General features: G+C 49.1%; 19 protein-coding genes. 4 read left to right on the forward strand and 15 right to left on the reverse strand.

Features of this window, described 5'->3' with window-relative positions:
* Positions 1-143: 143 nt before the first annotated feature.
* Positions 144-1,757 (reverse strand): helix-turn-helix domain-containing protein, encoded by a 1,614-nt coding sequence (locus tag ABXS70_RS15710; protein ID WP_342555361.1) that lies wholly within the window; start codon positions 1,755-1,757, stop codon positions 144-146.
* Positions 1,732-3,525 carry a sensor histidine kinase gene (locus ABXS70_RS15715; protein WP_342555360.1) on the reverse strand — a complete coding sequence of 598 codons (1,794 nt, stop codon included), beginning with the start codon at positions 3,523-3,525 and terminating at the stop codon, positions 1,732-1,734. The genes ABXS70_RS15710 and ABXS70_RS15715 overlap by 26 nt, the downstream gene beginning before the upstream one ends.
* Before the next feature lie 377 nt (positions 3,526-3,902).
* Here ABXS70_RS15715 and ABXS70_RS15720 point away from each other — a divergent pair, with 377 nt between their 5' ends.
* On the forward strand, positions 3,903-5,315 hold the full coding sequence (locus ABXS70_RS15720; protein ID WP_342556296.1) for a hypothetical protein: 1,413 nt from the start codon (positions 3,903-3,905) through the stop codon (positions 5,313-5,315).
* A gap of 117 nt (positions 5,316-5,432) precedes the next feature.
* Here the strand turns inward: ABXS70_RS15720 and ABXS70_RS15725 are convergent, their stop codons facing one another.
* Positions 5,433-5,645, reverse strand: a complete 213-nt coding sequence (locus ABXS70_RS15725; protein ID WP_342555359.1) for a YwbE family protein — start codon at positions 5,643-5,645, stop codon at positions 5,433-5,435.
* 68 nt (positions 5,646-5,713) lie between these two features.
* On the opposite strand from ABXS70_RS15725, the gene ABXS70_RS15730 reads away from it, so the two are divergent.
* Positions 5,714-5,908, forward strand: coding sequence for a hypothetical protein (locus ABXS70_RS15730; RefSeq protein ID WP_342555358.1), 195 nt, complete (start codon positions 5,714-5,716; stop codon positions 5,906-5,908).
* A gap of 41 nt (positions 5,909-5,949) precedes the next feature.
* On the opposite strand, the gene ABXS70_RS15735 is transcribed toward ABXS70_RS15730, so the two are convergent.
* Positions 5,950-6,729, reverse strand: coding sequence for a polysaccharide deacetylase family protein (locus ABXS70_RS15735; RefSeq protein ID WP_342555357.1), 780 nt, complete (start codon positions 6,727-6,729; stop codon positions 5,950-5,952).
* 80 nt (positions 6,730-6,809) lie between these two features.
* Complete coding sequence (locus ABXS70_RS15740) at positions 6,810-8,837, reverse strand: Na+/H+ antiporter (protein WP_342555356.1); 2,028 nt, start codon at positions 8,835-8,837, stop codon at positions 6,810-6,812.
* A gap of 222 nt (positions 8,838-9,059) precedes the next feature.
* On the opposite strand from ABXS70_RS15740, the gene ABXS70_RS15745 reads away from it, so the two are divergent.
* Complete coding sequence (locus ABXS70_RS15745) at positions 9,060-9,359, forward strand: hypothetical protein (protein ID WP_342555355.1); 300 nt, start codon at positions 9,060-9,062, stop codon at positions 9,357-9,359.
* Positions 9,360-9,468: 109 nt separating this feature from the next.
* Here the strand turns inward: ABXS70_RS15745 and ABXS70_RS15750 are convergent, their stop codons facing one another.
* Complete coding sequence (locus tag ABXS70_RS15750) at positions 9,469-9,951, reverse strand: MarR family transcriptional regulator (RefSeq protein ID WP_366289048.1); 483 nt, start codon at positions 9,949-9,951, stop codon at positions 9,469-9,471.
* Between the two features lie 285 nt (positions 9,952-10,236).
* Between ABXS70_RS15750 and ABXS70_RS15755 the strand changes: the two genes are divergently transcribed.
* Complete coding sequence (locus ABXS70_RS15755; protein ID WP_342555353.1) at positions 10,237-11,370, forward strand: FAD-dependent monooxygenase; 1,134 nt, start codon at positions 10,237-10,239, stop codon at positions 11,368-11,370.
* A gap of 172 nt (positions 11,371-11,542) precedes the next feature.
* On the opposite strand, the gene ABXS70_RS15760 is transcribed toward ABXS70_RS15755, so the two are convergent.
* The 9 genes from ABXS70_RS15760 to ABXS70_RS15800 form a co-directional block, all read right to left on the reverse strand.
* Positions 11,543-11,767 carry a hypothetical protein gene (locus ABXS70_RS15760; protein ID WP_366289051.1) on the reverse strand — a complete coding sequence of 75 codons (225 nt, stop codon included), beginning with the start codon at positions 11,765-11,767 and terminating at the stop codon, positions 11,543-11,545.
* Positions 11,768-11,854: 87 nt separating this feature from the next.
* Positions 11,855-14,437 carry a glycoside hydrolase family 2 protein gene (locus ABXS70_RS15765; protein ID WP_366289054.1) on the reverse strand — a complete coding sequence of 861 codons (2,583 nt, stop codon included), beginning with the start codon at positions 14,435-14,437 and terminating at the stop codon, positions 11,855-11,857.
* Between the two features lie 19 nt (positions 14,438-14,456).
* On the reverse strand, positions 14,457-15,398 hold the full coding sequence (locus ABXS70_RS15770; RefSeq protein WP_366296664.1) for an AraC family transcriptional regulator: 942 nt from the start codon (positions 15,396-15,398) through the stop codon (positions 14,457-14,459).
* Positions 15,287-16,057: a response regulator gene (locus tag ABXS70_RS15775; RefSeq protein ID WP_366289057.1), complete on the reverse strand. Its 771-nt coding sequence runs from the start codon at positions 16,055-16,057 to the stop codon at positions 15,287-15,289. Before ABXS70_RS15775 ends, ABXS70_RS15770 begins: the two co-directional genes overlap by 112 nt.
* Positions 16,054-17,883, reverse strand: a complete 1,830-nt coding sequence (locus tag ABXS70_RS15780; RefSeq protein WP_366289059.1) for a sensor histidine kinase — start codon at positions 17,881-17,883, stop codon at positions 16,054-16,056. Before ABXS70_RS15780 ends, ABXS70_RS15775 begins: the two co-directional genes overlap by 4 nt.
* A 29-nt stretch (positions 17,884-17,912) precedes the next feature.
* The gene (locus tag ABXS70_RS15785; RefSeq protein ID WP_342555348.1) at positions 17,913-18,788 is read right to left on the reverse strand and encodes a carbohydrate ABC transporter permease; all 876 of its coding nucleotides are present in this window, start codon (positions 18,786-18,788) and stop codon (positions 17,913-17,915) included.
* Between the two features lie 14 nt (positions 18,789-18,802).
* A complete protein-coding gene (locus ABXS70_RS15790; protein ID WP_342555347.1) occupies positions 18,803-19,684 on the reverse strand; it encodes a sugar ABC transporter permease in 882 nt (293 codons plus the stop codon).
* Between the two features lie 85 nt (positions 19,685-19,769).
* Positions 19,770-21,083, reverse strand: coding sequence for an extracellular solute-binding protein (locus ABXS70_RS15795; protein WP_366289064.1), 1,314 nt, complete (start codon positions 21,081-21,083; stop codon positions 19,770-19,772).
* 306 nt (positions 21,084-21,389) lie between these two features.
* Positions 21,390-23,456 (reverse strand): acyltransferase family protein, encoded by a 2,067-nt coding sequence (locus ABXS70_RS15800; protein WP_366289067.1) that lies wholly within the window; start codon positions 23,454-23,456, stop codon positions 21,390-21,392.
* Positions 23,457-23,745: the final 289 nt, after the last annotated feature.

The following is a 23,745-nucleotide window of genomic DNA, read 5'->3' on the forward strand; positions in this document are numbered from 1 at the left end:
ATGAAGCTCCGTTGCGCCTCCTGTGGTTCAAGTATACGGCGGGGCGATCAAGTCCTCTATCTGCTGTGGTGACCTGTTCAATGATCAAATTATGACTTTTGTTCCATAAACAGCATACAAAAGGCGCAGCATGCTGCGCCTGATTACACGGTTCTGGATTGTTTGCGAAACTCCTGAGGGGTGATGCCGGTACATTTTTTGAACATTTTCGTAAAATGGGAGTAATTATAGTAACCGACCTTGCCTGCGATATCCGTCACCTTGACGGTGGATTGAGACAAAAGCGTTTTGGCCATGGCTACTCTGCGCTGCAGAATAAATTCGGATAAAGACATGCCTTTCTCCTTACGAAACAAACGGGACAGATAAGCAGGGTTAAATCCGGCAAACGCAGCCAGTTCCTCACGCATCAGCTCTTCGCCGATATGGTTTTCGATGTAAATACACAGCTGATCCACAATCGACATCGGATTCTGATCATTCGGGTACAGTACCGGAATGACACGATCAATGAGATCGAGTGTCCACTGCTTCAACTGCGGAAGCGATCTTGTAACCATGGCTTCTTCGGGCTCTCGCTCTCCCGGGTACAGGCTGCGGATCGACACATTATTCTGATGCAGCAGCGGATAGACTACGTGCAGCATCGCATGATAGTAAAGACGCAGCATCTCCGGGGACAGTCCTTCCTGGGCAGCAAGAAGCTCGAAGATTTCATGCACACGTTCGCGCAGATCATCTACTTTACCGGTCTCAAAAAGAACGGACAGTTCCGAGAACCACGGAATGGGTAAAAAGCGATCTTCATGATGCCGCTCACGCTCATCATAAACAAATACCTCTTCCAGTTCCTTAATGTTCCGCCGCTCCATGTCCATAAGGTCATTCAGCATGCCCTGCAGTTCGGTCACGGCTACCGGCGCCCCTACGTAACAGGACAAACGGCAGTAGAAGTAGGTGCCGCATTCCTGAATGTACCGTTCACAACGCTGCTCCGCCTCTCGGGCAGTGAGAATGACACCGTCCTGTTCGTAGGCCAGTACAATATTCAATCCGCTGTGGTCCTGAAACACTTCACCCGATTTGTCCCCCAGCAGTACTTCCTTGGCCGCATTACGGAGTGCGTATTCCAGCACCTCTTCGTCGCGCAGATTAAATTCACGGACCCATTCCTCCACCGATATGACGATAGGCAGTACGCGTGCCTTGGGATCAATCTCTGCACCATACAGTTCTGCAAGTTCCTGCAGCCGCTGCGGAGTTAGCGTGCTCCGCTGGGATACTGCATCCTTCCAGAATCGTTCGGTCAGCAGCGGTTTATGTGTTTTCCAACGTTTGTATACGATTTCGTAAACTTCATTCGTCCGTGTGCGCTGTTCCCCATCCCTGATCTTCTCCAAAGCTCGTGCAACTACTTTCAGCAGCTGGTCTGCAGGGGCCGGTTTCAACAAATAATCAAAACTGTTCAATTTGATAGCTGTCTGAGCATAATCGAACAGGGCGTGCCCCGTCAGAAAAATAGTCAGGATGGCTGGGTCATGCTTTAATACCCAGCTCTGCAGGTCCAACCCGGTCTCCCCAGGCATCTCGATGTCACAGATCAGAATGTCGATGGCATGTGTACGGATAACCTGTCTTGCCTCTTCGACATCACACGCACCAAACACCTGATCGATTCCGGCTGCCTTCCAGTCTACACCCTCCAGCATGGCCTGTAAGGCGTACACTTCATCATCCACGATCAACAGGTTCCGCATGAGTTCCTCCTTCTTGCTCTTCAGTCTGAGCAGGCAGATAAACGCTTACTGCAGCGCCTCCTTCTGGTCTATTCTCAAATATTAACCCGGCCTCATGACCATACTTTACGAGCAGGCGATGGGCAACATTCCATATTCCAATGTGCTGTCCCCCGGGGTCTTTGGCGTACTGCCCCTGCTGCAGCTGCTCCAGCATCCCGGGTTCGAATCCGACGCCGTTGTCCGTAATCTGAAGCCGAAGCACACCTTCACCCGTCAGGCCGCCCGAAGGTTCAGTGAGATGTGCGGTAATACGAATCACAAACGGCTGCATTCTGCGTTGAAAACCATGGATAATTGCATTTTCCACAAAAGGCTGAATCGTCAGCGGCGGCAGCACATAATGTCCGGCATTAGGACTGATATCCAGTTCGAAATCCAGCTTGCTCGGAAAACGAAGCTTCTGAATTTCCAGATAGTGCCGAATATGTTCCGTCTCTTCGTTCAGCGTAATCACACGTTTGCCGGCTCGTAAACTGGATCTGAAATAGTCAGCCAGATGACCTGCCATCTGCTGCACCAGTTCATGCTTTTGCAGAGAAGCCAAGCTGTGGATAATGTTCAGAGAATTAAGATAAAAGTGAGGGTTAATCTGCATCTGCAGCTGCTTGAACTCTGCCTCACGCGTACGCAGCTGCTCCTCATATACATCAATCTTCAGGTGCTGAATTTCCTGAATCATCTGATTGAAGCTGCGTGTTACAAACTCCAGTTCGGACGAGGATGGTGCCTCCAGCGTTACATCCAGTTCACCCCGACTAACTCTTCTCATCCCCCGAATCAAAGCATTCATCGGCCGAAACAGCAGCTGCCTCAGGAAGAACAGCGCCGTAATCAAGATGACAGCCGCCCCGATGGGAAGCAGCCTGATGATCTGCTGAAAAAACGGCAGGTTGCGCATCATATCTTCCTCTGGCAGTAATACGACGTAGTTCATCTCCGACATCGCAGAAGGAATGCCTACCATCAGATATTGACGAGCCTGCCTGCCAGGTTCAGAGATCACCTGATACGGGCTCTCCAACCCGGTCAAATGATCGGCCGCCAGCTTGATCTGCCCCGCGTTTAACGTAGAATCGGATAAAGCTCTGCCATCGGGTGTAACGATAACCGCTCCACCTCTGTCTCCCGATTCCGTAAACTGCTGTGAGTCATTCAGCGCATTCATATTGACCAGTGCACCGGCATAAAACTGCTGATTAATGCGCACCGTTTTCACAAGCGCATTAAACGATCCTCCGCGCACAATGCTCCATTCCGGCTTCTGAATATCTCCTTCCAGCTGACGCATCTGGGCAGGCATGTTGCGCTGTACCACGGATTTTTTAATATCATAATTGCCCGCGGTCGCCAGCAGCAGGTCATCATTCACAGCATCATACAAATAAAAAGAGTCGATAAGATTGTAGAAACCGATATCGGTCATAAATTTATTCATGATGCGCTGTTTGGCAATGATATAGTCTCCGCTTCCGTATTGAAGAAAAAACAGAGAGATAATATCAGGGTCACGCTCGCCCAAACTGTATAAATATCGATTCGTTTCCTGTAATACTCGCTCATTTTGTTCCACGTTTTTGGCGAGATGATTCATATTGGTAAGGGATACCTTATCCCGGACAACCTTCATAGCGTACACATTGTTGTAGTACAGCAGCAAAAATAGAGGAAGCATGATCAGTGTAAGTCCCACAATAAATTTAAAACGCAATGAACGGATCAGGTTCATAGATTACCGTCCTTTTGATTCAGACTGAGCTGCATTTTCTAATTTCTCCCTGAAGATGGCATGTATATTGTAATCACCTCTGTTTGACGCTGTCTATCAGGTTCGGTGACTCCCGGATATGTGTTCTTGTGACTTGATGCAAATCATATGCTCCCGCGACGTGCATGCCAGCATTTAATCATAATAATTCTCCGAATGTAAAAAAAATCCTGCTGTATATGTTGAACCAAAGACAAAGACGCTCACACCAAGTATGCGAAAGACAGAATAAGAATAATCTTTCAATCGCTGCGGCTCCTTGAACACCCGGGCTTGACATGCATAGGATATATCACGCCCGGGTCGGTGACCAGGGATATAGGGAGGCTGTCATCATGATGAATATTCAACTCGTCCCGCTGCATTATGTATATCTGGCATTTATTGTCCTGATTATCGCTGTTATGGTGCGGCGCAGAGATACCACAATCATCTGTGTCGCAGGCATTATGACCGTTGGACTGCTGGCAGCGGAAACGTTAAGCGGGTCGGTCGCCGGAATCTTCAACAGTTTTATCTACGCAGCGAAAGAATTATTAAGTACAATCTTTATCATTTCAATTATTGTTGCGATGAGCCGCGTTCTGATCCGAACAGGAATTAATGAAGTCATGGTCGCACCCCTCACCCGATTTATTCGTACGCCCTCAGCCGCATTCTGGGGTATAGGACTGATTATGATGGTGGTATCCTTATTTTTCTGGCCTTCTCCGGCAGTTGCATTGATTGGAGCCGTGCTTTTGCCTGCAGCCGTTCGTGTGGGTTTACCTCCGATTGGAGCCGCTATCGCCATGAATCTGTTTGGACACGGCATTGCCCTGTCAGGGGATTACATCATTCAAGGTGCTCCGAAACTTACAGCCGATGCAGCAGGCCTTCCCGTTACGTCGGTGATGGCTGCCAGTGTTCCTCTCGTCATCGTCATGGGTACGGTATCTACCCTTACCGCATTCTGGATGCTTCGCAAAGAAATGAAATCCACCCAAGGGAAGGTACAGGATTCTGTGCAGCAGCAGTCAGCATCTGAGTCACAATCAGAAACAAATGAATCTGCACCCTTCCAAGCGATGCCTCTTCGTCTGAGAAAAACATTCGCTCTGCTCATTCCGTTGTTATTCGCACTGGACGTTGTACTGATGTTTGTGCTTGACCTGCAGGGCGGGGACGCTACCGCACTAATCGGGGGAACCGCGGTTGTTATTCTGATTGCCGTTTCTATTACTGCACACCTCCTTAGCGGATCAGAGGAAACGACCCATTATCTCATTGAGGGATTTCAATTCGGATTCAAAGTATTTGGTCCAGTCATTCCGATTGCCGCATTCTTTTATCTTGGAGACGCTGCCATTACCGAGTTATTTGTAAACCCGCTTCCTGAAGGATCCCATGGCATCGTCAATGATCTCGGAGTGGCGCTTGCGGGGCTTGTGCCTTTGAATGACACCGTGGGGGCTGTTACCATGACTGTTACCGGAGCCGTGACAGGTATGGACGGCTCCGGATTTTCAGGAATTTCACTGGTTGGCTCCACGGCTTCCATGTTTGCCGGAACAGCAGGCTCTGCCCCGATGCTTACCGCACTTGGCCAAGTAGCCGCAATCTGGGTCGGCGGCGGAACGTTAATTCCGTGGGCGTTGATTCCAGCGGCAGCCATCTGCGGGGTCAGCCCGTTTGAACTGGCACGGCGCAATCTGAAACCGGTGATTCTTGGATTAATCGTAACTACCATAGCGGCTATTTTTCTCCTCTAAATGTGACGCGTGATCGAGACCAATCTCGCAGCAGACGTTGGGCATCCTGCTGACGCGAATTAACCGTCGACACATGTGCCATCACCACTGCAGTGGTATCCAGCCTGCCGCTTAACCTCATTGCGGACTATGGCCTGCGGATACCACATGTTTCACTCGGCCGACTTGCCCGCTTGTTAATCTCACTTTAATCCCATGAGGATGTGTTGGCGAATTGGTTAACAAGTCCTTAACGATTCCTCTCGTCAGTTTACCAGAAGATTGATCCTGCTTCAGTACGATATCGACCTCCAAACCAGGTCTGATGTCTGCTCTCTTTTGTCCATTCAACTTATTCACCTTCTCTTTATAGAAATCTCAGCAATGCAGCATCTGCCATTACATGAACGGTATGCAGCATGTTCTACACCTACGGCATTATCTATTCTAGACGTTTGAGCTGCAAAACAAAAGACTGCATCATACATGCAGATGCCCTGCAGCGGATCATGCCAAACAACCGCAGTCCGGCATTGCATCAAGGACCTGCGGTTGGAAATGGCATGACGGCATACGAGCGACTACTGCGGATCGATCCAGCCATACTTCAATAATGAAGAGATTGAAACTTACCTCCCCAGTGTTAAGGATGGCATTACGGCAGTGAAGAGGATAAACCATCCTTCGCAGCTTCACGGGCTTTCACCGCAAGAAGTTCCGATACCGTCACAAACTGATATCCCTGCTCCTGTAGTTTGGGAAGGATTGTTTTTAGCGCTTCAATGGTATGAGATTTGCCATCTACTTTGTCATGAAACAGAACAATATCACCATTGCGTGCATTATGCAGCACCTTCTTCGTAATGGCAGACACACCAGGTAAAGCCCAGTCCCGAGTGTCCTGATGCCAAGACCATAAAACAATGGTGTATCCTTTTTGCTTGGCCGCCTGAATTACCATATCGTTATAGTACCCTCCAGGAGGTCTGAACAGCATCGGGCGATGTGCACCTGCAGCTTCGATTGAAGCTTCTGCCGCTTCCATATCTTTCATGTACTTGTCTGCTGCTGTTGAGCGAACGGCATACGTATGGGCATACGTATGATTGGCAATCTCATGTCCTTCGAGCTGCTCCTGTCTGACGAGATCAGGATACTTTTCTGCCCATTTGCCGAGCACAAAAAAAGTTCCCTTAGCGTGGTATTGTTTCAACACAGCCAAAATCTGGGGAGTCTGCACAGGGTCTGGCCCATCATCAAAGGTCAGGGCGATTAATTTGTCCTGTGTAGGGACTTCCCATACGATCTCTCCCCGCTCTTCATAATACTGGCGATTCTTCTGCACGGGCTTGGCATACGCTGAACTCGCTGCACTGCTCTGCAGCATCACAGCCAGTATAAATAATGCGATGAATCGGGTTGCTTTCAGGTTCATGTCGTATCCTCACTTTGATTTTCATACGTCAAACTCTCCATTAGCATTGCCCGATTCGTGCAAACTCATGAATGACCGAATTAATCGTTTTTCAAAGCCGTCGCCTCCACATCATTGATGTAACGACGCAGCTTTGCCGCCGTATCCCGGGTAATTTCGCCGTTCTCATATAATTGCTGTACCGTATTGCGCTGCTCTTGAATCGCAACCATCTGAAGCTCCAGTTTATCCTGATCAAACGGATCTTCCGTCTTGTCCTGATTCCAGGCACGCAGTTTTGCGATTACTCGCTCATATTTGGCGATAACGGCAAGGGCAGCGGCACGGTTGGTATCATTCATCTGTGCGCGGATGGCTTTGATCGCTGCCTGTGATGTGCGCAGCTTTACTTTACGGAACAGTTCTGCATTCTCAAGCATAAACGGCTGCTCTTGTTTCCTCGAGCCGTTCGTGAACAGCTGGCTCAGCATACGCATAATCTCTTTCAACGAGTCGAGAAGCTGTGTATTGGTTCGGTTGGACAGCATCATCTCCTTGCGGTCGAGCCAGTGATCACATTTAAAAGCCGCTTCAGGCCCAAGAGCATTTTCAGCCTGCATCGTTTCTATCTCTCTGCGCTCGGCTCGGGTGGCCATCAGATTTATGGCTGTTTCCTGTTTTTGCATCACTTTACGATTATCCGCAGTAAACTGTCCTGTCACTTGTTTGATATATTTGGACAAGTCGGATACAACGGCCAATGCGGCAGCTTTATTTTCATCATTCATCTCGGATTTGACAGCTCGAATGGCAGCATTCAACATAATGTCCTGGGCTCTGCGTTCCGACTTCTTCGGTGTATTCTCATCTGAAGTTTTCCCGTCTCCTTTAGCCAACACGGGCAGCAGGACACTTGCAGCAATCAGAGAGAACAGAATAACACCCGCCGCCAAAAAAATAATTAGATCGCGCTCAGGAAACGGTGATCCGTCCTGAAGCACGTATGGAATTGAAAATGCCCCAGCCAGCGTTACCGCACCTCTCACTCCCGAAAGAGATAGAATTGTAATTTCCTTGAAGCGAGGTTTCCCGATAGCGGACTTGGCCCGCAGCCATTCATTACCCTGCCAGAACAAATAAATCCACAAAAAACGAAGCAGGACAAGCAGCAGTGAAATCAGCACAACATACCCAAGCACTTCAAAGTTATTAAATGACACATTGACAAAGATCGTACTCAGTACATCGGGTACCTGCACGCCAAGAATAACAAACACGAGACCGTTCAAAAGAAATAAAATTACGGACCAAGTGCTCGCAGACACCACCTGCATCTTGAGCTGGACCGATTCTGCACGGTCACGTTCAACCGCATGAATAATTCCGCCTGCAACTACCGCCAGGATGCCGGAAACTCCAATCTCTTCACTTACCAGATAGATTACGAATGGTGTCAGAATCTGCAGCAGCATATGAATGGTGACATCCTCCATACCAAGCCTGCGAATCCAGACTCCGAGACGGATAAAAAGGAAGGACATCAATGCACCCGCGAGCAGACCTCCTACAGCAATGATGATGAAACTAACCGATGCTTGAGCCAGTGAAAAAACGCCAGTCACCGCAGCAGCGATTGCAAATTTAAAAGCCACAAGGCCTGAAGCGTCATTCATCAATGCTTCGCCTTCCAGAAGTCTATGTATGCTTTTGGGCAGATGCACACGTCCGGCCATGGCTCCTACAGCCACTGCATCTGTCGGAGACAGGATAGCCGCGAGCGCAAATGCAGCAGGCAGCGGAATCGTCGGAATCAGCCAATGTATGGCATAACCAGCCACTGCAACGGTAACAAATACCAGCCCGAGCGCAAGCAGAAGAATGGGTGCACGCAGGTTCCACAGTTCATTTCTTGGCGTTCTTTTGCCATCGTTATACAGCAGAGGAGCAATGAATAACACAAAAAACAATTCGGGATTAAGGGGCAGATGGACGCCAGCAGGCAGCAGTGCAATGAGTACGCCTAGTGCAATCTGTATAAGCGGAACGGGAATAAAAGGTACGAAACGGTTCAGCACGTTGGATAAACCGATCAGACCCAGCAAAACAAGTACGGTTATAAATAACTCCATGATGACATTCCTTTCCGCTGCTAAAGTTACGAATGCTTTTTCATGAACTTTATTCTAACAAAAACATACATGACTATAACAATGTTTTCATATTCATATTTATTCTCATTTACCCATTTCAACAGCACTGATACGCATGTGCCGAAACATTTTTGATTGATGTTATATATAAGATGTACAATATGTTGAGGACCATACTCTGTCAGAAAGGAACGTTCAATTATGGCTTTTGGAATTAAACGACAGGAACTCGCAGCGTGGAAGGAACAAGTCGCCCGCGGCGAGATCGCTTTTCTCACTCATTTCTGGATCGATTCCCGTTTTCCAGGCATGACCAGCGTTACCAAAGTAGGCTGTGCAGATCTGAATCGTTTGGAACAATGGTGCCGCGAACACGGACTTGACCCCCGTTATATTCATCGAAGACAACCCTTCCCTCATTTTGATTTAATGGGCAGCAGACAGAAAGACATCCTAATGCAGGAAGGCCTGAGCGACCATGTATCCCGTTTTCACCTGTAATGCTGCTGAACGCGCAAAACGCCAGTCTTCACGGTTCATACCCGGTATCGGGATGAAACATGAGGACTGACGTCTTCAGATGTCATATCCAATTTAAATTTTTTATGCACTAACGATACGTCTGCTCTAGTGATCTCATTTTTTCCAGCAGCTTCATTTCTATTTTTTTGAGCATACCCAGCATTAACTGCTGCTCCTCCTCCGTAAGCGCTTGTAACAGCTCCCAAGTCATACGACCGCGGTTGACATTTAGCGCCGTGGCTAACTGCTCGCCCTCTTCTGTTAAAGACAGCCACACAATTCTGCGATCTTCCTCGCTGCGTTCCCGCTGAATCAGATTTTCACTTTCAAGCTGATTAAGAACGATCGTTGTTGCCCCGGATGACAGACTAAGCTGACGCGCTACATCGACAGCCATGCAGCGCTTTTCACGCAGGATCATACCCAATATATGGCTTTTTGTTGGATTCAGCTTACAGTTGGTTTCCGATTTTTGCTGCTGGTCCAATACTTTATTTTTATATCTGAAGAAGGCCTCCAACAATTGATCGACGTTTGCCAATTGCGAGTTTCGCTCCGTATTCGGGCTCATATATGTTCCTCCTGCCTTTCATCGTAACCTGCCTTATATTGTAACATATTTACACACATTTGGTTGTGAAAAAAAGAGAGCTGCAGTTGGAAGCTGTTTCTCCGATCATTCACATTAAAAATTACATATCAGCCTATTGTATATGTACAGCTGTTTGATTATAATAACGTATATCCTTTTAAGTTACTTTTAGTTACTTAATTATTTAAATAAATCTGTTGTAATAAAGTAAACTTTTTTTCTATCGTTATAGCTTTACCACTATACTGCAGGGGAATAATGAACATGAACTCAATAAAATCTTATCAAGCATCGGACGCCAGCGATACAGATGTCTGTATCGTCGGGGCAGGCCCCGGAGGCGCATTGCTTTCATATTTACTAAACCGGAAAGGCATTTCCTCACTGCTCATCGAACGGCAGCCGCATCTTCATAAATCGTTCCGCGGTGAGCTGCTGAACGCAGACGGCGAAGCCATCTTGAACAAGCACGGCTTGTATGCTCCGATTCAACAGCGCGGGGTACTGCCGCTGGAGCAGATACAATATTGGGAAGAAGGCAGCATCATCCATACGATTCATCCTGATGTAAACAAAGGGGAGAATCATGTCGGTATACACGTCCCGCAGGACCACCTTCTTGAAGCTATTACAGCTCAAACCGAAGGCTTGAGTCCGCTGCATCAGGTCCGGTTTAATACGGTCATGACCGGTCTGCTTCGAGACAAAAGCGGCAGGGTTGCTGGTATTAATGTACGGCAGAAGGGTGTTCCTGCCTCCATTCGAGCATCAGTCGTTATTGGTGCAGATGGCAGATATTCAGCAGTTCGCAAACATGCGGGTCTTGTACCCGATATCCGCAAGCACGGTTACGATCTGTTATGGGCACGCATCCCTGCACCAGCGGGATGGGAACCCGCTGTACGCATGGCTGGTATGGATGGGCAGCAGCTGGCCCTGTTTTCGCAATACGGCGGTTATGTTCAGATCGGATGGAATATTCCCGAGGGCGGGTATGCCAAACTGCGTGAAATGCCCTTTGCTCCCTTCGTAGGCAAACTGGTATCTGCCTTCCCTTGTCTTGCCGACGCTGTCGCTGCGCATATTCAGAACTGGAGTGACTTTGTACTGCTGTCCGTAGAGAGCAGTTATAGTTCCCGATGGGCGGAGGATAACGTCGTGCTTATCGGCGATGCTGCTCATACGATGACCCCGACAGGTGCCTTTGGACTGAATGCTGCGCTTGAGGATGCCGATGTCCTCTCTGAACTGCTGCTTCAGATGGCAGAGGGCCGTTTCGAATCTGCCGAGGTGCTGCAGCAGCTGCAGGCCATCCGCGGCCCGAAAGTACAGCAGCAGTTGGCTCGGCAAGTTGAGATGGAATCTTCTTTTCGGCAGCGTTATGAATCCTTCCGTTAAAGAGATGGGTATTCTGATTTCCTTTTAAAGATTTCACGCGCTCCGGGTGCTCACTGACATAATGACATAAGAAAGCCATGCCCCTAACAGAGGCATGGCTTTCTTGCTGCTTGCGGTTACAAGTGATCTGTTCATACAGGGGATACACAGCATACAGAAGCTTCATTCATGTTCATTCAGAATCACGACGCTGATCTTCCTTCTTAAATGCCTGTTCCTGATGCATCTCATAAGAGGGGTCGGATGACCGATTAGCGTGCTCATATACAATTCTCTCCAGATTGCTGACCCGGTGAAACATTTGTCTGGTTTTATAAATAACGTAGGTTATACCGATGATGAACAGCACGGCAATCACAAGAAACACGATCATTCCAGGAAAAAACACAAAAGACATGAATGTACATCCTCCTCTCTATGGTCATGTTTCCTTGTCCCGAATACACAATCGTATATTACTCTACGTAAATAAAACACAGGGGTTTCAAGCCTCGCCGCCATTCATCGCACTTACGCGAAGCTGTGTGAAAGGCAAAGCCTGCATCTCTGGATGACGGAGTGTTACCGTTCGGCTCTCTCCCGGGAGTAGATCAAAATAGTTATCACTGAAGCGAATTCGGCCCATAGGCAGTTCCAGCTTCACCATACGTGCAATGGCATCACACGCCGTGACGGTAACGGATTGTTCCTCTTCATTCACGTGAACACTGAGCTGAGTAGGCGGCAGCAGGACATCCTTAGGATCACGCAAAAAGTAACGATTCACGGGTGCAGCAAACCCCTCGGAAACCAGCTCCACCATTACCTCTTCGGGGCGTCTTGCACCCAGAATATCCGCTTCATCCACTGATACAGTGCACAATGAAGACTGCGGCTGCACCTTAACCCCATGTGCGCTGGAGTGCAGCACTTCTCCATGCAGATCATATATATTCAGCCGAAGTTGGCCGCTAATTTCATCTTGTGTATCGTTAACGATCCATAAGTCCAGCGGTTCTCCCGGCTCATGGTCCAGCGACATCAGGACCGGATGGAAGAACGTCTTGGCATAATAATAGGAAGCTTTAGGCAGCAGTTCATAATCAATCATCGACCAGCTTGTCCCCGGCCAGCTGTCGTTCAGCTGCCACACAAGCGCACCACGGTTACGATGATTGATCCGCCTGAAATGTTCAATACCATAGCGTAGGCCCTCTGCCTGAGTCAGCATGGAGAAGTTCATGTATTCCTGTATATTTTGCGGGAGGCCCGTATAACCTTCCATCAGCAGCATGCCTTTCTGGTGATTCGTATCTTTGTTCCGATAAGCCATCTCGGGGCTGCCCCAGTAAAACTGGTCTGCAGGCATATTTTTCTCCAATGTATACCGGTTGGCCGAAGCATGCATACCAAACTCACTGCTGAACAGAGCTTCATCTTTTTTATAATTTTTAAATGTGACTCCTTCAATGCTGTAATCCAGAATCGGTACTTCTCCGTATTTTCTCGGGTATACCGACCCGTGCCACACCTGCCAGTTATGACGATCCCCGGTGTCCGGATCATTCGCATCCTGTCCGTGACTTTCGCCATAAGGCGAGGATGGCCAGTACGGACGGGACGGATCAAGCTGCTCCAGCAGCTCCGGGATCAGTTCGTGATAGATCAATTCCCCATAGAATGGGCTGGTGATATCACCGCTTGCGGTTTTCATGTCATACAGCCAGTCAATCTCATTGTTGCCGCACCAGAGGGCCAGGGAAGCCCGGCTCCGCAGTCGAAGTACATTATTTGTGACCTCCTGCCGCACCAGATCCATAAAATCACGGTTAAAATCCGGAAACAGTGCATTGGCAAACGCAAAATCCTGCCAAACGAGCACACCTTGACGATCACACTCATCGTAAAATACGTCCTTCTCATAGATGCCGCCTGCCCACACACGCAGCATGTTCATATGTGCCTCCACGGACAGCTCAACCAGCTCTCTGTACCGTGAATTCGGGATGGTGCCAATCAGTTGATCCGCAGGTATCCAGTTCGCCCCTTTAGCATATATTTGGACACCGTTCAGGATAAAAGCAAAACGGTTCTCCCCCTGCTCATTGTTAAGCGCCAGCTCCAGTGTCCGTATACCAAAGGGCTGACGGTATTGATCTAAAGCCTGCCCGTCCGCATAGAGCGTAACCTCCAGTGTGTACAAGTAAGGCTCGCCCAGATCATGAGTCCACCATAAGCGAGGTTCGGAAACATGTAACACCGCATCCGTTTCCCCATCGGCCACAGGCCATGAATCGGCTCCTGCCACGGTGTCACCACGGTCGTTCAAGAGTCGAATATCACAAGTCATAACGACAGGTTGTGTACGCTTTTGCCTGTCGCGATAAGACAGCACAGAGCGCACAGCAGCCGTTATATGGACTTGAGCCTGTTCCTTGCTTATCCGTTCGGTCCGGGCATAGACATTCTCCAGCTTCGCAACCGTGCTGCGCTCCAGGCGTACCGCCCCCCAAATCCCCACGGTAACCATGCGCGGCCCCCAATCCCAGCCAAAATTCATCGCGGCTTTGCGCAGCCACGGACGTTCTTTGGTATACGAGGACCAGTCAAACAGCTCTTTGTCGCGGTGATGTAGATGGAGTGGGTCGAACCGAACCGCAATCGCATTCCAGCCATTTCGCACGACACGAGTCACATCAAACGTATGCGACATCAGCATATTAGCCGTTGTACCGATCTCATGACCATTTACATAGATCGAAGCAAACGTGTCCAGCCCTTCAAATACCAGCTCAATATGTTCCTCCGATGAGGCGTCCACATCTGTAAGGTTAAAGGTAGTACGGTACCACCACTCCTTCTGCTCGATCCAGCGGCTCTTGGCATCGTTATGCCCGAAATAAGGCGGATCGATAATGCCGCGCGCTGCAAGTGCTCCATGAACATCTCCAGGCACGGCTGCCCCGATCCAAAACCGGTCATCCAGTGCGGCTGCTGCAGCATCCATCGCCCCCTTTTCCCCAACCTCGTAATGCTGTATCCTCCATTGTCCTGACAAATCCTGACTTGAACGTCGAACGTTCACCATATCCCCTCGCTCCTCTCACCTAGCTGCCTGAAGATTTAAATACGAGTGCCTGTTCCCGGTATTCACTGGGGGTCTTGCCTGTATGCTTTTTGAAAAGTCTGCTGAAGTATTTCACATCGTCGTATCCGCTGACGGCTGCAATCTCACTCACTTTGGCTGGTGACACGGCGAGCATATCCATCGCTCGTCGAATTCGCATATCCGTGACAAAGTCTCCAAAGGTCACGCCCATTTCTTTTTTAAACAGCTCACTGAGGTGTCCCGGATGCAGATGAATCTGCCCAGCCACCTGCTGCAGACTGATATCCTGTGTGAGTGAAGATTCAATATAACCAATCGCCTTTTGCACATGTGCAGCCTGCCCCTGTCCCAAGCGGCTGTGATACGTATGCATCAGATCGTATAAATGGTGAAAAAGCTCATCACCCAGCGCCGCAGCATCCTTATCCGGCTCCGGCGTCCATGGCTTAAGCCGTGCAGGCTGTTCACGTCCAATAGCCTGCAGCGTTCGAGCGAACCAGCGGTGCCCGGCGATGAGAGCTGAGTGCAGACAGGCCGTATACGATCCGGGTGTAACATCAGATTCGGCAATCAAACTTGTAACGAGTTCACGAGTCCATACCGTCAGTGTGACGGGATCATTGTCCATCAGCAAACGGCCAAGTACCGTTTCCTCCTCCTGAGTCAGCACGGTCTTGCCGCCCTGCCGGTCGCTGATCTGCTCATACCGCCACACTTTGGCATTTGTGAGTCCGCGATAACGATAGGCCGCCAGCGCGGTCTGATAGCTGTGGTGAAGCTCAACAGATTTTTGAACAGGCTCACCCGCAGCAGCACGAAGGGAACATTTCAACCACTGTTCCACTCGGTTAATCCCATCCTCAAGCCTGTATCCACTTCTGTCCAGTGCTGCGGCATAAGGCAGTATACAGACAATATGCTGCTTCTCAACCTGTGCCACAGCGTCAGGCAGGACATCTTCGAGCATATTTTGCACAGCAAATCGAGCAGCGCATCCGAGGCTCGGTTCCAGCCTGATGCCTGAATCAGGACAACCTGTCTGCTTATGGATCGTTCACGGCAGCTCTCCTCCCGCATGGATGAGAAGATGTCCGCCTGATCTGTATCAAACTCCAAAAAAGCAGGACAGACACCAGACTCGGTATTGCCTTCAATTACCCAGCTCGCAAACAGCCTTTCCCGGTTCTCGCGTAACTGCTTTCCCTCTTGGGACTTCGCTGCCCAGCGTTCTGTAATTCTGCTCTTGGCCTGCAGCACGGTTTTGATAATCTCTTCCGGTTTACTCGTTTTGAGCAGATAGTCCGTAACCCCGTTACGAATAGCCTGCTGGGCGTAACTGAAATCATCATAACCTGATAAAATAATGACCTCCAGCTCCGGTAACAGATCCAGTGCTGCTTCTGCCAGTTCCAGCCCTGATCTGCCATTCATTCGAATATCCGTCATCAGGATATGTGGACGCTCTTCGCTTAAGCGTGACCAAGCTTCCTCTGCCGAAGCAGCAGGATGCAGCAGCTCGATACCAAGTTCGTGCCAGGCAATGACACTGGCGAGTCCTGTACGTATAATGACTTCGTCATCAACAATTAATAATCTCATGGCGATTCCTCCAGGATTGGTATGGAGAACGAAATCCGGGTGCCCTCGCCCTCTCTGCTGTGAACTTCAAGCAGCGCATCCCTTCCATAATGAAGCAGCAGCCGTTCATTCACATTGCGAAGACCATAGCCTCCTGCAGACAGAGGGTGTTCCAGCCGCTCTCCGTGTAAAGGACGATCAGATGAAATTAAACCGCTCTCATCTTCAGGAATCAGGCCTGCCTGCAGCTGCTTCAGCTTGTCCGCCGTCATCCCTGCCCCGTCGTCCAGCACCAGTACGTTCATTCGCTTGTACACATGATCCTTCTGAATCATTATGGTGATCGTGCCCTGATTCCCCGCCTTCTGAATCCCGTGAATCATTGCATTCTCCACCAAGGGCTGCAGCAGCAGTTTCAGCATCATTTGCTGCTCCAATGCAGGGTCAACAATGTAATGAAGCACAAACTGATCCGGGAAACGGATGGACTGCACCCGTACATAATGACGGATATGCGCGATTTCCTGCGCAACCGGGCAGTAATCCTGTCCCTGGTTCAGACTGATTCGCAGAAAATCACTCAGTCCCTCCACCATATCTGCAATTCGGTTTTCTTTGGACATCAGTGCAATCCAATGAATGGAGGAGAGTGTGTTATACAGAAAATGAGGATTGATCTGTGCTTGAAGCACACGCAGGTCTGCTTCTTTTTTGCGTGCTTCACCACGAATGATCTCTTCCTTCAGCATATCGATATGCGCACCAAGCAGATTGTAGCTCTCGCCGAGCTTGCCAATCTCGTCATCACTTTCCGATCGAAATAAGGGCAGTGGACGCTTTGGGTCTATTCGTGAGAGATGCCTGGTTAACAAAAGCAGCGGTCTCGTGATTCTGCGAACCGTAAACCAGACCAGGCCGCCGCTGATCAGGGCAGACAGGGCAACTGCAATAACAGTCAAAATCAAAATATAGCTATTCTCAGACCGGTATTGTTCGTAAGGAACCGTGCCAACCAGCATCCAACCCGTCAATTTCTCGGGATAATACAGCACGGTACGCCGCTGCTCTCCCTCGCCATACGTTGTCGTGCCCCCGCTTCCCTTCTGAATACGTGTCAAAAGTCCAGGTTCGATGTCAGACATATGAAGTCCGAGTCTGGACTTGTTCATGGAGGATAATATCTCTCCGGCGGTTCCGATCAGTTCCAGTCTGCCTTCACCCTTGCCCAATCCCAGTGCGGGCCAACCTTTCGAGATTACTTTTTCATCCAGACTGATCGCCAGCCAGCCCAGCGTGCGATAATCGTGAATGCTGCGGATTGGCCGAATTAACGTAATCACATTTTGAATGCCCGCATAATTTCGAACGGAATACACTCCCGTCCACCGTTTATCTGTTTCTCTACCGGTACTTTGGCCGGAAAAAGGCCCATAAAAGAGATCTGCGCCATCCGGCTCATACCAGGCAGCCGTTGAAAGGGCAGCGTCAAAACGCCCGGGGTAAATCGCAATGTTGGCGATATATTTTTTGGATGCGGCCAAGTTGGTCATTCTGCCCAAAATGTCTATACGATCGAGTTCATGATCCTCATTACGGCTCAGATACTGCTGTATATCCCGTTCTCCGATCAGGAAGATTGATAAATTTTCGGCATCCTGGAGCATATAGCGAAGGTTCGCCTCGACCTGCTTTAGCGTATCCATCCCCGATAATTTTGTTTTCTCCTCGGTAATCCGTGAAGAGAATAGAAAAGCAAATACTCCAAGTGCCAGCAGCGGCACAATCATTGAAGCTGTCACAACAATGGACAGCTTACGCTGCAGTGAAGATGTAAGCCAGCGAACCAACTCGGTTCCTCCTTTGGATGCGCTTTCGCTTACCCTTTGACTGCACCTGCTGTCATCCCCTTCATGACCTGTTCCTGAAAAATCAGATATACAATAATCGTTGGAATGACAGACAAGGTCATGGCAGCAAGTGTTAAACCATAATCGGTCTGATATCCGTCTGCAAAATTTGCAATGGCAAGCGGTAACGTTTTCAATCCGGTTTTATTGATAAATACAAGGGCAAAAGAAAAGTCATTCCACGCATGCAGAAAACTTAATATGGTCACGGTTGAAAGTGCAGGCAGCGACATGGGAAGCATGATCCGGGTGAAGAGCCCCCAAAGACCCGTTCCATCCATAAATGCCGCTTCTTCAATGTCACGGGGAATGCTGACCAGATAAGCTGTTAGCACAAAAATTGCCGTAGGCAGTGCAAACGCAGTATACGGCAGAATCAATGCCCAATACGTATTAAGCAGGGACATTTGTTTCATCAAAATAAATAACGGAACGAGCGTGCTGTGAATCGGAATAAGCATGCCTACAACGAAAAAGGTCATGATTAGTCCTTTCCAGCGAAACTGAAATCGTGCCAGTATGAACGAAGCCAGGGCTGCGATAAACAGTGTCAAGATTAGTGATCCAATCGATACCGTTAGCGAATTGCCAAAGGCAGTTCCAAGCTTCGAACTCTGCCAGGCATTCGTGAAATTGGCCGCATTCCAGTGAGCTGGTAGACCGAAGGGCCTGCTGTAGAAATCCTCATTTGTTTTGAATGCACTGATGACGAGCCAATAAAACGGATACAATGTTAAAATACCATAGACCGTCAGCAGCGTCCAAACGAATCCGCTGCGAATCCGGCGAACGGTATGTCCTGTGCGGCCTCGTGGTGCTGGCATAGGTACTGGTGTTCCTCGCATGAGCTTACTCCTTTCTATCGGTTCTCTTTGCGTTTGCGGCTGGTCACCCACTGGCTTGTTCCGATGAGCAGCAGGGAAATCAGAACAATCGTTGTCGAGATTGCACTGCCGAACCCATATCGGTATGTTGTAAAAGTCGAATTGTACATATATGTTGCCAGCAGCTCCGTCGCATGGGCAGGACCGCCTTTGGTCATGATGTAAACCAGATCAAAGGACTTTAGACTGCCGGAAATACACAATATAATGGCGACCTGAACCGTGCCCCATATCATCGGAAGGGAGATGGAAACCAATTTGCGTATTCCCGATGCGCCGTCTATTTTGGCCGCGTCATGGATTTCACCCGGGATGTTCTGCAGCGCAGAGATGAAGATAATCAGATAAAGTCCTACAAAACTCCAGAGGAGCGGCGGTACGAGTGAAAATATAGCGATCTTTGCATCCGAGAGCCACTGCAGCTTCCAGCTCTCCAGTCCCAGCGCATCCAGCAGGAAGTTAAGAATGCCGATCTGCGGATGATAGATGTACTGCCAGATCATCCCGATCACAACCGTAGACAAGACCATCGGCAAAAATACAGCCGAGCGTAAAAATCGCTGCAGCGGGCTGCTTTTATGCAGCATTACCGCCAGCATGAGCGCAAGTGGAATCTGGCCAAAAACCGAAGCCAGCACAAAAATCACATTATTTTTCAGAGCGCGCCAGAAGATTGTATCGTTCCAGATTTCTACATAGTTGTTCAAACCGATATACGTGGATGCTCCAATGCCCGACCAGTTGAAGAAGCCGTAGTACGCGGACCATACAACCGGCACAAACACAAACAATGCATAGATGATCACGGCTGGGGCCAGCCCCAGCATAATAAAACGCCGACTTCGCAATGCGTTCAATCTGTTCACTTCCCCTCTATTAGAAAACCCCTCCCCTGCCGGGAAGGGGAACGAACCTGTATTCGCAATAAGCATCCAGCACCGTCTATTGTTTCATCGCACCAGCTTGCGCTGCCTGAATTCGGCCTGCAATGTCTTCCGCTTTGCCGCCCATCAGCAGCTCCTGCAGACCGTTATTAATCACCTCAACCGTGGCTGACCCTAATTTGGAATCGTATACCGGCGTGATTTTCACTTCCTGCATCAGATCATACAGTTCCACAAACAGTGGATGTGCTTTCGTTTTATCAAGTTCAATCTTGTAACTGACCAGTGTGCTGCTGTCCAGCGTAGCTTTCTGACCATCCGGCCCAGCCAGTGCATAGAACAGCTCCATTGCAGCCTCTTTCTGAGCACCGCTTAGCTTTTTACTTACGCCAAGACCTGTTCCAACGACGCCTGACGTTGTTCTTGGCTCACCCTTGCCGCCTTCGATAGGAGGCAGAATCGTAATATGCGTACTGTTCAGCACCTCTTCCGGCGCATTGTTGACAAGGTTCGCAAGGGCCCATCCGCCATTCATCACCATCGCTGTTTTTCCTTGAAAATACAGCTGCATCATCTGCGTTTCATCGATGCTGTTAAATCCGTCCTGGAAAGCCTTGATACTGCCAAGCTCCTGCATTTTCTTCAACGCTTCGATAAATTCCGGGTCTGTGAAGCTTGCCCCATCCTGAGCCGCCGCTTTCAAAAACCAGTCTGTACCCGTCACCCGGTCAGCCAGCGTACTGAAAATAGTAGACTGAGCGACCCAGTTCGTTTTGTTGCCGAGAGCCATCGGGATGATTCCTTTTTCGTTAAACGAAGCGACCGCCTTCTCCAGTTCAGCCCAGGTTCCAGGCACCTTCACATTATGCTCTTTGAACAATGCTTCGTTGTAATAAATAAAAGAACTCGGTGCGAGATTCATCGGAACGGAATAAATATTTCCATCTACCGTATATCCATCCAGCGCATTTGGAATAAAATTGTCTTTCCATTCCGGCTTCGCATCCAGTTCCGCGTTGATTGGCTGTAACAGATCCCCTTTTACAAACTCTTTCGTCATCGCATCCGGCCACATCACAAAGAGATCCGGCATCTCATTTGCAGCAGCAACTGTACGCAGTCTTGTTTTCAGCCCATCCGTCGGCAGTCCTTCATCTACCACTTCGATGTCCGGATGCGCCGTGCGGAAATCTTCGATAATCTGGCGCATCGCCACTGCCTTGGCATCCTGCCCGGTCCAGTTATGCCAGATCGTCACCGCGACTTTGTCTCCACCGCCACCTGCTTCGGATGAATCACCACTTGTGCACCCTGCAAGAATTACAGTGAACAAGGTCAATGCCAGTACGCCTGCAAGCCATCTTTTCAACATTTTTATACTCCCCCTTGAGCATCGGATACCTGTAATTGTAAATGGTAACGCTATCATGATGGAAGGTGACGATCCGCGGATACAGGGGTGAATAATATCGGCTTCCCGCCGCACATCACAAAAAAAGCCCCCACCAGGAACATGTCAACAAGTTAAAAATCTACTCGATAACATTGCCCCAGCAAGAGCTATTCTACAAATGAAAGTAAGCTTATGAATATAACCATGCCGCATGATTAATGGAAGAAGAGATAAATAATTAGATGAGTTCATTGAGTCAGCTCGTCTGCTTGGCAGATCAATCTGTTATTGAAGACTGCTCTTTACAAGTGCTGCAAAAGCTTCAGAACCTTCGGCGGTGAGATGCACCCCGTCTTTCTCAAAATATTCGTCATGACCTTCACTTGCCTGATTCCAGTCGATCAAGGAAACGTTACTGTAACTGGAGGCAGCATCGTTCAGTGCCTTGTTGACTACCCGTTCCCAAGGTCGCGGTACACGTACGGTGACCAGATATACCCGGGTTTTATCCTTCAATCCATCAAGTACAGCATTTAAATTTCTGGAATTAAACGAACCATTCGTTCCGAGCTCCAGCACTACTTGGCTGCCCATTCGGTGATTACGCTTCAGACCTTTCAGAACATCCCCGGCCTGCCACATCTGGCGGCCAACATGGCCATCGACATAGACCCGGGATATGTTCTGTTCCAAATAAGGTTTGGCGTCCAGTATAACCGAATCTCCGATAATCGTATATTCGACTTTTCCATCCTGTATGACAGGTACTGACGGCTCATCTTTTTTGCCTGAATCCGATGCATTACCTGCAGGATTACCTTGCTTGGAACCGGAGGAATCTTGTGAATTCGAATCCGGTTTGTTCCCGGCTGAGCCATCCTGATCTCCGTTATCGCTGGGTGAATCACCTGGCTCAGGTGATTTCGAACCTGCTGCAGAACCAGTTTCCGGCTTGCTGCCTGCATCTGTTTTACCCTCAGACCCTGATTGGGCTTCTCCTTGGGTATCGTTATTCTTTTCTCCAGAATCTGAAGGTTTGGTTGTGATCGGCATCACATTCTGTCCCTGTTCCTCAGCCGTTTGATCTCCGTTTAATACGGTAGACATGGATACTGAATGGGAATCTGAATTAGCTGCTGCAGGAAGCACCGTCTGTGACACGGTATAACACAACAACAGAACTGTCATTAACAGACCTGTTCGTTTCCACCAGACATGACGGGGAATAAGGGAGGTCCGCCCTCTGCCCCATAACTTGGAAAAGGAATGACGGAATCCGTTATGCCGAATTGGATTTTCAATATATTTCAGCGACATGGAGGCAAGTACGATTGTCGCAATCACCTGCAGCAGCATGCGCACAGGATGTGCACCCCCGGTATCTACAGCTGGACTGGTCAGTACAATAACCGGATAATGCCATAGATACAGCCCGTACGAACGTTCACCGATCCAGCGCAGAGGTTTTGCACCAATCATACGTGCCAGCATGGATGAAGGGTGAGCAAGTACAGCTACGAGAACAGCAGCAGCTGCCGCCTGCAGCACCATCCCCCCCTGATACAGAAAGGAATCATACTCACTCGTGTTCAACATCATATAGATCAGCACTGCAAGAGCAGCAAGTCCAGTTCCATCCAGTACGAGCCGATTCAACCCGGACAGTGTGCTCGGCAGCTTACGGCTGGGCCAGACTACAGCTAATGCAGCACCCGCAAGCAGCGCGAATGCACGGGTGTCAGTTCCATAATATACTCGGCTTGGGTCCAGATCCGGATTATACATGATGGCCATTGCGCCAGCAGACAGTTCAGCCGCCACCACAATAAAGACGACCAGCCATCCTTTCCTCTTGAACAGCACAATGGCTGCAATCAGCAGCAGAGGCCAGACCAGATAAAACTGCTCCTCCACGGCCAGGGACCAGAAATGTCCAAAAGGAGATGGCGGACCGAAACTTTCAAAATAGGAAACATGGTGAAAGATATACCACCAATTGCTTATGTACGCAACACCGGACACGATATCCCCTCGCAGTGAAGCAAGCCGGGAGGAGTCTGTGCACAGCAGCCAGAGCATGACTACCGATGTCATGGTCAGCATACCAGGCAGCAGGCGTCTAAACCGCCTTAACCAAAAATCACCTAGTGCGATGCGCCCGTGCTCACGCCACTGAGATAATAAAATATCCGTAATCAGATAGCCGGACAGAACAAAAAATATACCTACACCGAGCAGACCGCCCGGAATAAAATCCAAGTTCAGATGATAAGCGATTACGCCGATTACCGCGATGGCCCGCAAGCCATCCAGCCCGTTCATATGTCTCTTCGTATTCACTGATTGTGACATGTGCGCCCCTCCTTGCTGCTGCGAGTCCACATCCATGGAGATCGGGGCATCCTGAATCTTTCAATCGTTCTGGTTGTTATTGACATACGTGCTGCACCTTCCATCTTTCATTTACAACATAAAGAAGACGAACTGCCTATAGATTTAGTTGTATAGATTATGAATTAACTATATTTATTCGCGTAATCACGATAACATTTAGCATTATACCCCTAAGAGTATCTCTACAATTTACAAGAATAGTTACAGACCCGTTTAAGGGATGTAACCTTTCCTGCCAGCATAACCA

Origin of the sequence: Paenibacillus sp. AN1007 (genome assembly GCF_040702995.1) — a bacterium.
Taxonomy (GTDB): domain Bacteria; phylum Bacillota; class Bacilli; order Paenibacillales; family Paenibacillaceae; genus Paenibacillus.